Here is a 15,140-nt window from a genome sequence, read left to right as displayed (position 1 = left end):
AGTGCGCCCGTGGGGGCGGGTCGCCCGAGGGTCCCAGCAACCCGCCCCACCCGGCCCCCGGGTCAGCGGCGGGCATATTCGCGGAAGCCGCGCCCCGTCTTACGGCCGAGGCAGCCGGCGGCCACCAGGTGTTCGAGCAGCGGCGCCGGAGCCAGGCCCGGGTCGCGGAACTCGCTGTGCAGAACCTTCTCGATGGCGAGCGAGACGTCCAGGCCGACCACGTCCAGGAGTTCGAACGGGCCCATGGGGTAGCCGCCGCCCAGCTTCATCGCCGCGTCGATGTCGTCGAGCGTGGCGTAGTGCTCCTCGACCATCTTGATCGCGTTGTTGAGGTAGGGGAACAGCAGCGCGTTCACGATGAACCCGGCCCGGTCGCCACAGTCCACCGGGTGCTTGCGCACCTTCACGCAGACCTCGCGGACGGTGGCGTGCACATCGTCGGCGGTCAGCACCGTGCGGACCACCTCGACCAGCTTCATCGCGGGCGCCGGGTTGAAGAAGTGCATCCCGATGACGTCCTGGGGGCGCGAGGTCACCCGGGCGACGGCCACGACCGGCAGCGACGAGGTGGTGGTGGCGAGCACCGCACCCGGCTTGCAGACCTTGTCCAGGGTGGCGAAGAGCTCCCGCTTGATCTCCAGGTCCTCGGCCACCGCCTCGACCGCGAGATCGACGTCGGCGAAGGAGTCCAGGGAGCCCGCCGCCGTGATCCGGGCGAGCGTCTCGTCCCGCGCCTCCTCCGTCAGCCGCCCCTTGGAGACCGAACGCTCCAGGGACTTGGCGATCCGCGCCTTGGCGGTGTCCGCCTTCTCCTGGCTGCGCGCGGCCAGCACCACCGCGTATCCGGCCTTCGCGAAGACCTCGGCGATCCCCGAGGCCATCGTTCCCGACCCGGCCACGCCGACCGAGGAGACCGCGCGCCCGGCGACCGCGCCCGCGCTGTCCACCGGCGTCAGCGCGTCCGGCACCGTGGTCTGGCTGCCGGGGGCGTCGTAGGTGTAGAAGCCGCGGCCCGCCTTCCGGCCGGTCAGCCCGGCCTCGCTGAGCTGTCCCAGCACCGGGGCGGGGGCGTGCAGGCGGTCGTGGGACGCCGCGTACATGGCCTCCAGAACCGTGCGTGCCGTGTCGATGCCGATCAGGTCGAGCAGGGCCAGGGGGCCCATCGGCAGCCCGCAGCCGAGCTTCATGGCGGCGTCGATGTCCTCACGGGAGGCGTAGTTCGCCTCGTACATCGCGGCGGCCTGGTTGAGATAGCCGAAGAGCAGTCCGTCGGCGACGAAACCGGGCCGGTCGCCCACCGCGACCGGCTCCTTGCCCAGCTCACGGGCGAGCCGGGTGACACTCTCCACGGCGGGCGGGGCCGTCAGGACGGAGGAGACCACCTCGACCAGCTTCATCGCCGGTGCCGGATTGAAGAAGTGCAGACCGAGGACCCGCTCGGGGTGCTGCGACTCGGCGGCCAGCCGGGTCACGGACAGGGCGTTGGTGCCCGTCGCGAGGATCGCCGTGGGGGAGACCACCGCGTCGAGCTCCCGGAAGACCTGCTGCTTGATCTCGTAGTTCTCCGGCACCACCTCGATGACCAGCTCCGCGTCCGCGGCGGCCTGGAGATCGGAGAAGGTGCGGAACCGGGCGAGGATGTCGCGCCGCTCCTGTTCCGTGATCCGGTCACGGAGCACGGCGCGGGCGGTGGAGGCCTCCAGCGAGGAGACGGCCTGGCGGGCCGCGGCTTCGCTGACGTCGATGCCGATGACCTCGCGGCCCGCACGGGTCAGGACCTCGGCGATGCCGGTTCCCATCGTGCCGAGGCCGACGACGGCGATGGTGCTGAGCGGGGTGTCCATCACGGGACTCCAGGGTGAGTGACGACTGTGAGGAGCACGGCGGCGCGCGAGTAGGGGAACCAACGGGCGCTCGGTGTGCGGAAACTGCGTGTCGTGGTGCACGGTCCCGGGGCACTCGGCACACCGGGGGGAAGGTGACGGGCTCTGTCCCGAGCCGCGTCTCACGAACTGCCGAACCGACAAGCACTCCGGGTGGCTGCGTCACCAGGCCACCGGAGCCGGCGGGTGTGTGTCCCGCTCACCTGAGATTAACCGGCGAGTAACGAGCGCGCCAGCCCTGGCCGTCTGTGCGCTGGCACACAGTTCCGCGCCCTTCGCGTCACCGAGCCGGCGCAGCGACGTAGACAGTGTCTACGCGACTCTGGTAGACACCGCTCATGACGCACTCGACGGCAGACCGGAACACCGACGTGCGGGACAGGCTGGTGGCCGCCGGGGTCCGACTCGTCGCGGACCGGGGCGTCCCGGCGCTCACGCTGCGGGAGATCGCGCGGGCCGCCGGTGTCTCGCACGGGGCCCCACGCCGCTACTTCCCGACGCATGCGTCACTCCTTGCCGCGATCGCCCTCGAGGGGTTCGTCGAACTGGCGGGCCGGGCCGCAGGCGCGCGGGCAGCGCATGAGGAACCGCGGGCCCAGGTCGCGGAGTTGTGCCGGGTCTACCTGGAGTTCGCCCGGACCGAGCGCGGGATGTTCGAGCTGATGTTCCGCCACGACCTGCTGGAGAACGGACGTCCGGGTCTGCGTGAGACGAGTGTTCCCCTCTTCGGGCTGTTCGTGGACTCCGTCGCCCGGGTCACTTCACGCCCTCCCGGCGTCTCCGCACCCCTGGTGGCGAGCGCGCTGTGGGCGAATCTGCACGGCGTCGCGCAACTGTGGGGCTGGGGCAGCCTTCAGCTCGCGACCGGCACCGAGGACGTGGAACCGCTGCTGCGGTCCGTCCTCGACGCCCACCTCGGCCCGGAGGAGCGGTGACCGCCACCCACCGGCGGGTCACCCTGGCGGCGAGCGTCCTCGGGGCCGCGATCGTCGCCCTGGACGGGACCGTGCTGGCCATAGTGCAGCCGACTCTGCAGAAGGACCTCCACGCCACGGTCGAGCAGGTCCAGTGGACCAGCACCGGCTATCTGATCGCGGTGGCGGGCCTGCTCGTGCTCTCGGGCAGGCTGGGCGACCGGTTCGGTCACCGGCGGGTGTTCGCCGCCGGGATGCTGGGCTTCGGCGCGGCCTCCGCGGGCATCGGTCTGGCGACCGGGATCGGCTGGGTGATCGCCCTGCGCGTCGCCCAAGGCGTATTCGGGGCACTCCTCCAGCCGGCCACTCTCGGGATGCTGCGTTCGGCCTTCCCTCCCGACCGGCTGGGTATGCCCCTCGCGCTCCGGACCTCCGCCATCGGCGTGGCGGCGGCCGCCGGCCCGCTGGCGGGAGGGGCGCTGGCTGCCGCGCACGGCTGGCGGGCGGTCTTCTTCCTCAACGTCGTGCCGGCGGCGGCGAGCGGACTGGCCGTCCTCGCCGTACGCGACACCAGGACGCGGACCACGACCTGCGACGCGCGCCCGGCGGTCGCACTCGATCTGCCCGGCGCGTTCCTGCTGGCCGGAGCCCTGGTCGGCGGGGTGCTCGCACTCACCGAGGGACCGTGGAGCGGGGGGCCGGCCCCGCGCGCCGCCGCCGCGGCGACGGCCCTCGTGGCGGCGTGGGCATTCGTACGGCATGAGCGGCGTACCGCAAACCCACTGGTGCCGTTCGACGTGTTCGGGCGGACGGAGGTCCTGTCGGGCCTCGCAGTCCTGGTGCTCGCGTCGGGCGCACTCTCGGCGACCCTGTTCGCGGGTGTCTACCATCTCCAGGACATCCGTGGCCTCGACCCCCTCGAGAGCGCCCTGGTGGCACTGCCCGGACCGGCCGCGATGGTCCTGGCGGCCCCCGCTGCCGTGATGGCGGCACGCCGGTACGGGGTGCGCGGCACCGTGACGGTCGCACTGACGCTGTTCGCCCTCGGTGACCTGGTCCTGTCCCGGACCGGCACCGAGTCCTCGGCGGCGGCTACGGGCCTGGCCTTCCTGCTGGTCGGCGCGGGCTTCGGCGCCGTCATGGTGACGACGACGGACGTCGTCGTGCGGCATGTCCCGGAGGAACGCGCCGGGGTCGCGGGAGGTCTTCAGCAGACGGCGATGAACGTCGGCCCGGCGCTGGGTGTGGCCGCGACGACCGCTCTGCTCGTATCGGCGACACCGCCCGCCGGGACCGCGGAGGGGCTCGCACGGGTGACGGGCCCGGCCACGGAGCTCACGCTGACGGTTCTGGCGGCCGTCACCGCCGCCGGACCGCTGTTGGCGAGAGGGCTGCCGGGAAAGGGTGCTTCGACCCGCACGGTCCGTGTTCGGTCATAGGCTTACGGTCATGGATGAGGAGTTGCGCTCGCTGACCGATCGCCTGCGGCACGAGGCGGGTGGATCCGCGTCCTTCGACAGGCTTCTCGCCACCGAGGACGACGAGGAGCTGGCCGCCGTCCTCGTGGAACGCGAACGCCCGCTCTGGGCCCGGGAGATAGCGGCCTTCCGGCTCGGCTGCGGAGGTGACCCACGGGCCTTCGAGGCGCTGGTCCTCCTCCTCAATCACCGTGACCCCGAACGCTGCGTGTCGGCCGCGCACGCGCTTCGGCTCCTCGGCGACCCCCGGACGCCCCGGGCCGCGGCAGCCCTGGCCACCAACGGCCTTCGGACGGCCTACGCCCTGCACCCGGTACGCCTGCTCACCGCCCTGCGCGCCCCCGAGTCGGTGCCCGCGCTGGTCAGCACCCTGCACCGGCTGCTCACCCCGGGCGAGCCGCACTGGCGTGTCGCCCTGGCCTGTGTCGAGGGACTGGGCAGCCTCGGGGACCCCAGGGCCCGCCCGGTACTGGAGGCGGCGCTGCCGCACCCCCGGCTCGGCGAGGCGGCGCAGGTGGCACTCAGCCGGCTCCCGGAGGGGTGAGCCCGCGTACATAGCGGACCCCGGGCACCTTGGCGCCGCCGGCCTCGAACGTTCTCCGCCACGGCCGCGCAGTCGTCGAGGGTCATGGCGCGCACACGCACACCGGGGGCGTACGCGGGAGTGGGCCATGCGGCTCATCCTGGCGTACGCCCCCGGCGCCCGGCCCGGGGTTTTCCGGGCGCTGTCAGCCGCGGAAGCCCAGCAGGCCGTGCAGGGTGCTGCCCTTCGTGTTCGCGCCCGCCTTCGTGGCCGGCGTGGGCTTCGGCTCCGGGAGGGCCTCGCAGACCGCGTCCGGGCCGCTGCCACCGCCGCCGCCCGGGAGGGTGCCGTCGGTGAGGTAGTCCACCAGGTACGCGTCCAGGCAGTCGTTGCCGCTCAGCGAGATGCCGTGGTTGCCGCCGCCCTGTTCGACGACCAGGGCTGAGCCCTTGAGACGGCGGCTCATGGTGACACCGCCCTCGTACGGGGTGGCCGCGTCGTCGGTGGCCTGGAAGAGCAGCGCGGGCGGGATCGCCTCGTTGGTGACCCGCACGGGCTCCAGTGGCTCCACCGGCCAGGTGGCGCACGGAGCGTTGTACCAGGTGTTGTTCCAGGACATGAACGGCGCCTTGCGGTGGGCCTGCCAGGTGTCGTTGCGCCAGCTGCTCCAGGTCCGGGGCCAGGCGGCGTCGCGGCACTGCACCGCCGCGTAGACGGAGTAGCCGTTGTCCCCGCTCCTGTCGACGGCGCCGAAGTCCTCGTACGCGGTGGCGAGGGCCTCCTCGTCCCCGTCGTTCACGTACGCCGCGAACGTCTCGGCGAGGCGCGGCCAGTAGCCGTTGTAGTAGCCGCCCGGCATGAAGGTGTCCTCGAGCTCGCCCGGTCCGACCTTGCCGCCCGCCGGACGCTTCTTGACCGCGTCCCGCATCCGGTACCAGGCCGCCTCGACCTCGGCGGGGTCGCCGCCGAGCCGGTAGGTGGCGTCGTTCCTGGCCACCCAGGCGGCGAAGGCCTTGTGGCGGGCGTCGAACGCGTGGTCCTGGCCGAGGTTGTCCTCGTACCAGACACCGTCCGGGTCGACGATCGAGTCCAGGACCAGGCGGCGGACGCGCTCGGGGAAGAGCTTGGCGTACACCGCGCCCAGATAGGTGCCGTAGGAGTAGCCGAAGTAGTTGATCCGGTCCGCGCCGAGGGCCCGGCGGACGACGTCGAGGTCCTTCGCGGCGCTGACGGTGTCCATGAAGGGCAGCAGGTCGCCGTGTTTCTCGCCGCAGGCCGCGGCGAAGGAGGCGGCCCTGTTCCGTGCGGTCTTCTCGGCCTCGTAGGAGTCCGGCACGGTGTCGGGGCGTACGGGCGCGAAGTACTTCGGTACGCAGTCCAGTGCGGGCCTGCTCTTCCCGACCCCGCGCGGGTCGAACCCGATCACGTCGTACCGGGCGGCGACCTTCGCGGGCAGGGAGGCCGCGACGAAGCCCGCCATCGAGAGCCCGCTGCCTCCAGGGCCGCCGGGGTTGACCAGCAGCGGCCCCTGCGAGGTCTTCGCCGTGTGCGGGACACGGGAGAGGGCGAGGGTGATCTGCCTGCCCGACGGGTCGTCATGGTCGAGCGGGGCGCGTACCGTCGCGCACTGGAGGGCGGGATAGGACTTGGTGCCGCAGCCCTTCCACGTGAGCGGCGCGGCGGCTCCCGGGCCGGCCGCGTCCGGTCCGGCGGACGCGGTGGACGGCGCGGCGGTCATCAGGCCCGCGACCGTGGCGCCGACGGCGACCAGGATTCCTGCACGTTTCGTCATATGGCCTCCCGTGGTGGGGAACACGGCTGTGGATGGCACAGCCCCCGCGGCATGCTCCCCGGATTCGGGGGCGGGAGGACATGTTCTTCCGAGAGTTGACCCGTTTGATGAGCCCGGCCGGCGCGGTCAGAGCAGGCTCAGCTGGGTGGGCCCCTCGACGAGGGGCTCCGGAGTCTCCCGTGGAATGCGGCGGGCGCCGCCCCGGTCGGCAGGGCCGATGCCGTACTCGGCCGCCAGCTCGTGCACCCGGCGGGTGATGCCGCGCTGGTACCACGTCGGGGCGTAGGCCCCGTCCGCGTACATCTGTTCGTACCGTGGCACCAGGTGCGGGTGGTGCCGGGTGAGCCACTGCATGAACCACTCGCGGGCGCCGGGCCGCAGATGGAGGACGAGGGGTGTCACGGAGGTCGCTCCCGCGGCGGCGACGGCGCGGACCGTGGCGCGCAGCTGGTCGGGGTGGTCGCCGAGGAAGGGGATGACCGGGGCCATCAGGACCCCGCAGCCGATCCCGTTGTCGGCCATGGCGCGTACGACGTCCAGGCGGCGCTGGGGGGAGGGGGTGCCCGGCTCGACCGTGCGCCACAGCTCCTGGTCGGTGAAGCCGACGGAGACGGACACGCCGACCTCGGTCACTTCGGCGGCCTGCCGCAGCAGTTCGAGGTCGCGCAGGATCAGCGTGCCCTTCGTGAGGACGGAGAAGGGGTTGGCGTGGTCGCGCAGCGCCGCGATGATGCCGGGCATCAGCCGGTAGCGGCCCTCGGCACGTTGGTAGCAGTCGACGTTCGTGCCCATCGCGATGTGCTGGCCCTGCCACTGGCGGGAGGCCAGGTGCCTGCTCAGCAGTTCGGCGGCGTTGACCTTCACGACGATCTGGGAGTCGAAGCCGAGACCGGTGTCCAGGTCCAGATAGCTGTGGGTCTTGCGGGCGAAGCAGTAGACGCAGGCGTGGGAACAGCCACGGTAGGGGTTCACGGTCCATTCGAACGGCATGCGGGAGGCCCCGGGCACCCGGTTGACGATCGAGCGTGCCCGTATCTCGTGGAAGGTGATTCCCCGGAACTCAGGCGTGTCGAAGGTGCGCGTGGTGACCGCGTCCGCAGCGAAGAGCGCGCCGTTACCCGCCTTTGCGGGGTTCTCTGCCAGATTGTCCCAGCGCATGGACGCCTCCTTGGTAGCACTCCGCAGAGAATAGAACATGTGTTCCCTTGATCGTGCGCGGCGGCACGGGAGGCCCGATTTTGAGGGGCCGTACCCGAGGTGGTTGGCTCAGCAGCACCCCGAACAACCGAGTGCTGGAGGAACAGGCATGGCGCAGGTCGAGGCCACGACAGAGCGGATCATCGCGGCGGACGCAGAGACGGTGTTCGATGCGCTGGCCGACTACAAGGAGGTCCGGGGCAAGGTGCTGACCGGGCACTTCAGTGAGTACGAGGTGCGCGAGGGCGGCGACGGTGAAGGCACCCTCGTCCACTGGAAGCTCCAGGCCACCAGCAAGCGGGTCCGGGACTGCCTGCTCGAGGTCACCGAGCCGACCGACGGTCAGCTGATCGAGAAGGACCGCAACTCCTCCATGGTCACCACCTGGACCGTCACGCCGGCGGGCGAGGGGAAGTCGCGGGCCGTCGTCTCGACCGTGTGGAACGGCGCCGGCGGCATCGGCGGGTTCTTCGAGAAGACGTTCGCGCCCAAGGGGCTCGGCCGGATCTATGACGAGCTGCTGCAGAACCTCGCCGCCGAGGTCGAGAAGTAGGCCTGCTCCCCGCACTGTTGGCGTCGCGGCCGGCCTCACCGGAACGGGTGATTTTCCGGGGTGGCCGGTTGTGCGCCGTAGCGCCTCCCACCGGCGCATAAGCCCTCAACGTGCGCCGTACGTGCGCCCGGTCGCGTTTGCCCCGCCTTGCCGCCTGATGCGAGAAATGGGCGGCGCAGCTGCGACGAGGGGAGCGTCACATGGGTGGGATCACTCTGGTGAAGGACGAGCCGGGAGGCACCGAGTACGGGCCGCCCGGACGGTCGGCCGAGCACGCGCCGCCCCCGCCCCCGGCCGCCGGGGCCATCACGCCGCCCGACGCGATCAGCCCGCGCCGGATCCGGCTGGTCTTCTTCGGGCTGATGCTCACCCTGCTGCTCGCGGCGCTCGACCAGATGATCGTCGCCACCGCCCTGCCGAAGATCGTCGGCGAGCTGCACGGCCTCGACAAGATGTCCTGGGCGGTCACCGCCTATCTGCTCGCCTCCACGATCGGCCTCCCGATCTACGGCAAGCTCGGCGACCTCTTCGGCCGCAAGGGCGTCTTCCAGTTCGCGATCGTCGTCTTCGTCATCGGGTCCGCCCTCGCCGGCTGGTCGCGCACGATGGACGAGCTCATCGCCTTCCGGGCCGTCCAGGGCATCGGCGGCGGCGGCCTCATGATCGGCGTCCAGGCGATCATCGCCGACATCGTCCCGCCCAGGGAGCGCGGACGCTACATGGGCCTCATCGGGGCGGTGTTCGGCCTCGCGTCCGTGGCGGGGCCGCTCCTCGGCGGCTTCTTCACCGACCACGCCTCCTGGCGCTGGTGCTTCTACATCAACGTGCCGTTCGGCATCGTCACCCTCGCCGTCATCGCGCTCGTACTGAAGCTGCCCAAGCCGGCCGTCCGTCCCCGCCTCGACGTGCTGGGGGCGCTGCTGCTCGCCGCCGCCTCGACGTGCCTGGTGCTGCTCACCAGCTGGGGCGGCACGGAGTACGCCTGGGGCTCGCGGACCATCCTGGGGCTCGCCGCCGGAGCCGCCGGAACGACGCTGCTCTTCATCGTCGTCGAACACCGCGCGGCCGAACCCGTCATCCCGCTGCGCCTGTTCCGTGACTCGGTCTTCAACGTCACCTCACTCGTGGGCGCGGTCGTCGGGGTCGCCCTGTTCGGGGCGGCCAGCTATCTGCCGACCTACCTCCAGATGGTCGAGGGGGTGTCCGCCACCGAGTCGGGGCTGCTGATGCTGCCCATGATGGGCGGCATCGTCGTCGCCTCCGTGGTCTCCGGGCAGCTGGTGTCGCGCACCGGCCGCTACCGGCTCTATCCATTGGTGGGCGGAGCCGTCTCCGTCGTGGGGATGTGGCTCCTCTCCCTCCTGGACACCGAGACCTCCGCGCTGGAGTACGGCATCTGGCAGGCGGTCCTGGGCGTCGGGATCGGTCTGGTGATGTCGATCCTGGTGCTGGCCGTGCAGAACTCCGTACGCCCCTCCGACCTCGGTACCGCCACCAGCGCCCACAACTACTTCCGGCAGATCGGCGGCAGTGTCGGTGCCGCGATCTTCGGGACCCTGTTCGCGGGACGGCTCACCGACGCGCTCGGGGTGCGCCTCCCGTCCGGCGCCGAACTGCCCGACGCCGAGTCGATCACTCCGCAGCTGGTCCACACCATGGAGCCCGCGCTGCGGGACGCGTACATCCAGGCCTACGCCGACGCGATGCCCCGCATCTTCCTCTACCTCGTGCCGGTGCTCCTGCTCGGCCTGCTCCTCGCCTTCTTCCTCAAGGAGAAACCGCTGGTGTCCCACCACACCCCGCAGACGGCGGCCGATCCGGCCGTGACGCAGTCCACGATCCCCGTCGCCCGGACCGAACCCAGCCCGCCCCGGCCGGGCGCGACCTCCGGGGTTCCGGTCCGAGGACGCGTCCAGCATCCCGACGGCACGACGGTGGGACGGGCCGCGCTCACCCTGATCGACGTCCAGGGGCAGCAGGTCGGGCGGAGCGCCAGCGGTGACGACGGGCGGTACGCGCTGAGCGCGCCGGGGGCGGGGGCGTACGTGCTGATCGCCGCTGCGGGCGGCCACCAGCCGCAGGCCGTCAGCGTCACGGTGGGCGAACGGCCGGTGGAACTCGACGTGGTGCTCGGCGGGGCCGGCCGGCTCGCCGGAGCGGTCCTCACCCCGGACGGTGCCCCCGTGCGCGACGCCGCGGTCACCCTCACCGACGTACGGGGCGAAGTGGTCGCGAGCACCCGCACCGGGCGCGAGGGGGCCTATGTCATCAGCGAGCTCGTGGCCGGGGAGTACACCCTCGCGGCCAGCGCCCCCGCCTATCGGCCCGCCGCCCTCCCGGTCAGCGTGCAGGCCGCGCGGGAGACCCGGCAGGACATCGAGCTGGCCGGCGGAGCCGTGCTGCGCGGGATCGTACGCGCCCCCGGCGGACGGGCCGTCGAGGACGCCAGGGTCACCCTCCTGGACGCGGCGGGCAACGTGGTCGACACCCTGACCACAGGCCCCGACGGCGCCTTCCGGTTCGTGGACCTGTCGACCGGTGAGTACACCGTGATCGCGGCCGGCTATCCGCCGGTCGCCACCGTGCTCCAGCTCCCCGGCGGAGGGCGGACCGAGCGCGATCTCCAACTGGGCCACGAGGACTGAGCGTCCCGGCGACGGGGCCGGCGTGCGGGGGCCGCACGCCCCCCGCGCCGACGGGGCCGGGACGGGCCGGGAGCCCGCCCGCTCGGGACCGGCAGGGAACACTCGCCCGCGACGGGCCGGGGACCCACCCCCGCCCGCGCTCAGGGCAGCAGGCGGGGTCCGCGTCTCGCCGCGACGTCCTCGACCCAGCCGAAGCACGCCATGGCCGCGGCGATCAGCACCCACGCGACGCCGAACTGCCACCACAGGCTGTCCAGCGGCAGACGGCGCTCCATCGCCGGCACCTCCCACATCAGGTCGGTCAGCGGTACGGCGGCCATCAGCGCCACCTCGTGCCAGAGGTAGACCGTGACCGCCCGGGCGTTGAACACCGTGACGACCCGGTCCGCCACCCCATGGCGTGCGAGCCCGTCGAAGCGCGGCCGGAAACGCAGCAGGAGCAGCACGAAGCCCGCCGACCACAGCGCCTGGGCGAGCGGGATGTCGTCCAGGTCGGCCTTCCCGTCCGCCGGGTGGCCCACCGCCCACCAGGCGCCCACCGCCATCAGCGGCACCGCGGCGGCCAGGGTCCCCGCCCCGCGCAGCCGGTCGAGCACCCCGTCACGGTGTGCGAAACCCAGCAGCCAGCAGAACAGGAACACCGCCCCGTCGCTGAGCGCGCTCCCCAGCCGCCCGTCCGGCACGCCCGACACCGTCCCCAGGACCACGACGGGCACCAGCGACAGCGCGAGCACCGGGACAGGGGCGAGCCGGAACAGCCGCAGGAGCAGCGGCGAGAGCAGCACGAACCACAGGTACGCGCGCAGGTACCAGAGCACCGCCCAGGCCTGCTCGCCCCACTCGCCACCGGGCGGATCACCGATCGGCAGCACCCAGTACAGGACGTCCGGCCCCGGCACCCAGCCGTGCAGCAGCATCGCCACGCCGAGCAGCAGACCGAAGAACCACACCGGGATCAGCAGCCTCCGCAGCCGGCTCCGCAGCACCCCGGAGGCGGGCCGCTCCAGGGAGCGGGCCATGAGCGAGCCGGCGAGAGCGAACATCACGCCCATGGAGGGGAAGGCGAAGCCCAGCCAGGGCCACTCGAAGGTGTGGTAGGTCACCACCCGTACGAGGGCGACGGCACGCAGCACGTCGAAGGACCGGTCACGGCCGGTGCCCGTGACAGCCGCGGGGGAGGGCGCGAGCGCCGTCCTGCGGTGCGAGCCCCCCACTACGAAGCCCCCACGTGGGGCGTGCCCACCTCACCGGTGCGCTTGAGCTTCTGCCAGCGCAGCCGCCCGCCGGTCGCCGCGGTGACACAGGAGTGGATCAGCACGAGGTACATCAACTGCCGGTACGCGAGCTGCTGAAGGGGCAGCATCAGCAGATACCTGTACTTCTCCCGGTCGAGCCGGAAGGCGTACGCCGCGCAGAACAACTGCACGGCCAGCACAGCCAGCCACGCGAGCAACGAGGCGCGGAAGTCCACGAAGACCATCGCGTACAGGGTGAAGACGTCGATGAGCGGCGCGAAGACCGGCGTGACGATCTGGAAGAGCACGACCAGCGGCATGCCGACCCGCCCGAAGCGTCCGGACGGTCCCCGGTCGGTGACGGACCTGCGGTGCTTCCACAGGGCCTGCATGGTGCCGTAGCTCCACCGGTAGCGCTGACGCCACAACTGTCCCAGGGACGCGGGCGCCTCGGTCCAGGCGCGGGCGTGCTCGGCGTACACGACCCGGTGGCCCGCGCGGTGGAGGGCGATGGTGATGTCGGTGTCCTCGGCCAGCGTGTCCTCGCTCATGCCGCCGACCTCCAGGACCGCCTCCCGGCGGAACGCCCCGATGGCTCCGGGGATGGTGGGCATGCAGCCCAGCAGGTCGTACATCCTGCGGTCGAGGTTGAAGCCCATCACGTACTCGATGTGCTGCCAGGCGCCGATCATCGTGGACCGGTTGCCGACCTTCGCGTTGCCCGCGACGGCGCCGACCCTCGGATCGGCGAAGGGCTGCACGAGCCGCGCCACCGTCTCGGGTTCGAAGACGGTGTCCCCGTCCATCATCACGACGATGTCGTGACGTGCCTGCCGCACACCGTTGTTGAGGGCGGCCGACTTGCCCGCGTTCTCCTGGCGGATCACCCGGACTCCGGGCAGGCCCAGGGACTCGGCGATCTCCGCGGTCCCGTCGGTCGAGCCGTCGTCGACGACCAGGATCTCGATCGGATGGGTGCCGGCGGCGAGGGATCTGAGCGTACTGGCGATGCACTCCTTCTCGTTGTAGGCGGGCACGATCACGCTCACCGGTTCCGTCACCTCGGGGCCCCAGGTGAACCGGCGTCTGTTGCGCTGCCGGTAGTGGCGCCGGGCGAGCAGGAGCATCATGCCGAAGCGGCCGAGTACGGCCACCCCCACGACACCCAGCACCACGGCCAGTCCCGGCACGGTCCACTCCGCGACCGCGACCGCGGCCAGCAGGGCGCGGCCCTCCCACTCGGATGCCGTGTCCGCCTTCCGGTGGGCGGCCTGTTCCGCGTCGCCCCGCACGACGCCGGACTGCGCGGGACCGGCGGCGGGAGCGGTTGCGGCCTGCCCGGTTCCGCCCTCCGCGAAGGACGCGGCGTCCTGCTGCTGAGCGCCGCTCACCGTGGTGAAGGTGTAGCCCTGCGCCTTCATCTTCTTGATGTACTCCGGCAGCGCGGTCAGCGTCTGGGAGCGATCGCCGCCGGCGTCGTGGAAGAGCACCGACGCGCCTTTCCCCTCCTCCGGAGTCGCCCACTCGACGATCTTGTCGACGCCGGGCTGCTGCCAGTCCTCGCTGTCGGTGTCGATGAACACGCTGGTGTAGCCCATCGCGCCGAGGCGTTCGTAGACGGGCCAGCTGTAGTCGTCGATCGCGTCGGTCTTCGAGGAGTAAGGGGCGCGGAACAGCGTCGTGGTGATGCCCGCGGCGCCTGCCAGGGCGAGCTGGGTCTGTGCGATCTCCCGCTTCACGCGGGCCTCGCTCTGATACGAGAGGTCGACGTGCGTGAAGGTGTGGACCCCCACCTCGTTGCCCTCGTCGACCATCCTGCGTACGACGTCCGGATAGCGCGAGATCATCGAGCCCACGAGGAAGAACGTGCCCGGGACGTCGTTCTCCTCCAGGATGTCCATGACCTTGTCGCTCCACTCGGGATCGGGGCCGTCGTCGAAGGTCAGCACGATCGTCCTGTCGGGGACCGACTGCGTGCGTGCGGTGCCGCCGGGGAAGCTCAGCAGCGGTCCGCCCTCCAGGACCTCGCTGGGCACGGTGTCCGCGGAGGCGCCGGTACGCACCCGCTGGTCGTCGCCCACTTCGGCCCGCAGATACCCGTCCAGCAGCATCACGCAGACGAGTGCCAGCAACAGCAGCAGGGCCATGACCACACGGGGCCTGGGGACGGCCTGGCGTCCGACGCGGCCGATCACGCCCGGCGTGGCGTGCCGGCGGCGGGGAGCGCCCATCAGCTCGCCTCGCCGGACGTGGTGGCCTGGGCGGACGGAGTCGCACCGCCGGAGGCGGGCGGCGCCGGTATGCCGCTCGGGCGCATGCCGTAGCCGGGCCGGGTCCGGCCGTCGGGCCCGGCTTCGGCGGCCGGACCGCCGTCGAAGGGGAGCAGCTGGGAGGGGGTCAGGGAGATGCCGCCCATGAAGGCGAGCCCCAGGACGGCGGCGTAACCGGCGCAGACGATGCCCAGCAGCATGCCCGCCCGGCGCAGCAGCTTGGCCCGGCGCCCGGAGCTGTCCACGAAGACGGGCCCCTCCTGGGGGCGTGCGGCAGCACGGCGACGCTCCGCCGAGCGGGCCGGTCCGGCGTGTGCCCGGCGCCGGCGGCGAGGCGCCGGGTCTTTCTCGATGACGGGGTCGGATTGCATGTGCGCATGGTGGCCACCCTTGATGTGCGAAGTCTGGAGCTTTCCTGGCCGCGCGCTGTGAAACGGCCGCGAACCTGTGGGGCCGCTGAGAGTACGCCGGGTGCGCCGCTCTCCCTCGGAGCCTTTCAATCCGTGCCCAGCAGGGGAGTTGCCCCTGAGCGGCGGCGGCTTCCCGAGCCTCTCCATGAGTTCTATGTGTCTTCGCCCGAGCCTGCCGTGTGAGAGGTTCGTGGTGCCCCGGCAGCATCTCGGCTGCCGCTCCCGGCGATTCCTCGAAAG

11 protein-coding genes are annotated in these 15,140 nt (G+C 72.0%); 5 read left to right on the top strand and 6 right to left on the bottom strand.

Features of this window, described 5'->3' with window-relative positions; genetic code table 11:
* Window positions 1–62 precede the first annotated feature (62 nt).
* Window positions 63–1,844: a 3-hydroxybutyryl-CoA dehydrogenase gene (locus ABZY45_RS17845; RefSeq protein ID WP_356740965.1), complete on the bottom strand. Its 1,782-nt coding sequence runs from the start codon at window positions 1,842–1,844 to the stop codon at window positions 63–65.
* Between the two features lie 377 nt (window positions 1,845–2,221).
* Here ABZY45_RS17845 and ABZY45_RS17840 point away from each other — a divergent pair, with 377 nt between their 5' ends.
* Genes ABZY45_RS17840 through ABZY45_RS17830 form a run of 3 tightly spaced genes read left to right on the top strand, consistent with a single transcriptional unit; the run spans window position 2,222 to window position 4,819 of the window.
* Window positions 2,222–2,818 (top strand): TetR/AcrR family transcriptional regulator, encoded by a 597-nt coding sequence (locus ABZY45_RS17840; RefSeq protein WP_356740963.1) that lies wholly within the window; start codon window positions 2,222–2,224, stop codon window positions 2,816–2,818.
* A complete protein-coding gene (locus ABZY45_RS17835; RefSeq protein WP_356740961.1) occupies window positions 2,815–4,236 on the top strand; it encodes an MFS transporter in 1,422 nt (473 codons plus the stop codon). The genes ABZY45_RS17840 and ABZY45_RS17835 overlap by 4 nt, the downstream gene beginning before the upstream one ends.
* 10 nt (window positions 4,237–4,246) lie before the next feature.
* A complete protein-coding gene (locus ABZY45_RS17830) occupies window positions 4,247–4,819 on the top strand; it encodes an adenylosuccinate lyase (protein ID WP_356740960.1) in 573 nt (190 codons plus the stop codon).
* Between the two features lie 184 nt (window positions 4,820–5,003).
* Here ABZY45_RS17830 and ABZY45_RS17825 read toward each other — a convergent pair whose 3' ends face one another.
* Both ABZY45_RS17825 and ABZY45_RS17820 read right to left on the bottom strand, forming a co-directional pair.
* Window positions 5,004–6,590, bottom strand: coding sequence for an alpha/beta hydrolase (locus ABZY45_RS17825; protein WP_356740958.1), 1,587 nt, complete (start codon window positions 6,588–6,590; stop codon window positions 5,004–5,006).
* 126 nt (window positions 6,591–6,716) lie between these two features.
* Complete coding sequence (locus tag ABZY45_RS17820) at window positions 6,717–7,748, bottom strand: Rv2578c family radical SAM protein (protein WP_356740956.1); 1,032 nt, start codon at window positions 7,746–7,748, stop codon at window positions 6,717–6,719.
* A gap of 148 nt (window positions 7,749–7,896) precedes the next feature.
* On the opposite strand from ABZY45_RS17820, the gene ABZY45_RS17815 reads away from it, so the two are divergent.
* Entirely contained in the window at window positions 7,897–8,340 is a 444-nt protein-coding gene (locus ABZY45_RS17815) for an SRPBCC family protein (RefSeq protein WP_356740954.1), read from the top strand.
* Between the two features lie 200 nt (window positions 8,341–8,540).
* A complete protein-coding gene (locus tag ABZY45_RS17810; protein WP_356740952.1) occupies window positions 8,541–10,985 on the top strand; it encodes an MFS transporter in 2,445 nt (814 codons plus the stop codon).
* 140 nt (window positions 10,986–11,125) lie between these two features.
* Here the strand turns inward: ABZY45_RS17810 and ABZY45_RS17805 are convergent, their stop codons facing one another.
* The 3 genes from ABZY45_RS17805 to ABZY45_RS17795 are packed head-to-tail and all read right to left on the bottom strand — an operon-like array spanning window position 11,126 to window position 14,861.
* Complete coding sequence (locus ABZY45_RS17805; RefSeq protein ID WP_356740950.1) at window positions 11,126–12,199, bottom strand: acyltransferase; 1,074 nt, start codon at window positions 12,197–12,199, stop codon at window positions 11,126–11,128.
* Window positions 12,199–14,451 carry a bifunctional polysaccharide deacetylase/glycosyltransferase family 2 protein gene (locus ABZY45_RS17800; protein WP_356740948.1) on the bottom strand — a complete coding sequence of 751 codons (2,253 nt, stop codon included), beginning with the start codon at window positions 14,449–14,451 and terminating at the stop codon, window positions 12,199–12,201. The genes ABZY45_RS17805 and ABZY45_RS17800 overlap by 1 nt, the downstream gene beginning before the upstream one ends.
* Window positions 14,451–14,861, bottom strand: coding sequence for a hypothetical protein (locus ABZY45_RS17795; RefSeq protein ID WP_356740946.1), 411 nt, complete (start codon window positions 14,859–14,861; stop codon window positions 14,451–14,453). Before ABZY45_RS17795 ends, ABZY45_RS17800 begins: the two co-directional genes overlap by 1 nt.
* Between the last annotated feature and the right edge of the window lie 279 nt (window positions 14,862–15,140).

The sequence above is a fragment of the Streptomyces sp. NPDC006516 genome, from assembly GCF_040611875.1.
Lineage (GTDB): Bacteria > Actinomycetota > Actinomycetes > Streptomycetales > Streptomycetaceae > Streptomyces.
The sequence above is the reverse complement of the archived record's forward strand: the minus strand, read 5'-3'. Positions and strand labels throughout refer to the sequence as shown.

Bases quoted from the DNA above. Each gene is read 5' to 3' on its own strand.
- ABZY45_RS17810 (WP_356740952.1), top strand. From the start codon at position 8,541: ATGGGTGGGATCACTCTGGTGAAGGACGAGCCGGGAGGCACCGAGTAC.
- ABZY45_RS17840 (WP_356740963.1), top strand. From the start codon at position 2,222: ATGACGCACTCGACGGCAGACCGGAACACCGACGTGCGGGACAGGCTG.
- ABZY45_RS17795 (WP_356740946.1), bottom strand. From the start codon at position 14,861: ATGCAATCCGACCCCGTCATCGAGAAAGACCCGGCGCCTCGCCGCCGG.
- ABZY45_RS17815 (WP_356740954.1), top strand. From the start codon at position 7,897: ATGGCGCAGGTCGAGGCCACGACAGAGCGGATCATCGCGGCGGACGCA.
- ABZY45_RS17830 (WP_356740960.1), top strand. From the start codon at position 4,247: ATGGATGAGGAGTTGCGCTCGCTGACCGATCGCCTGCGGCACGAGGCG.
- ABZY45_RS17845 (WP_356740965.1), bottom strand. From the start codon at position 1,844: ATGGACACCCCGCTCAGCACCATCGCCGTCGTCGGCCTCGGCACGATG.
- ABZY45_RS17800 (WP_356740948.1), bottom strand. From the start codon at position 14,451: ATGGGCGCTCCCCGCCGCCGGCACGCCACGCCGGGCGTGATCGGCCGC.
- ABZY45_RS17820 (WP_356740956.1), bottom strand. From the start codon at position 7,748: ATGCGCTGGGACAATCTGGCAGAGAACCCCGCAAAGGCGGGTAACGGC.
- ABZY45_RS17825 (WP_356740958.1), bottom strand. From the start codon at position 6,590: ATGACGAAACGTGCAGGAATCCTGGTCGCCGTCGGCGCCACGGTCGCG.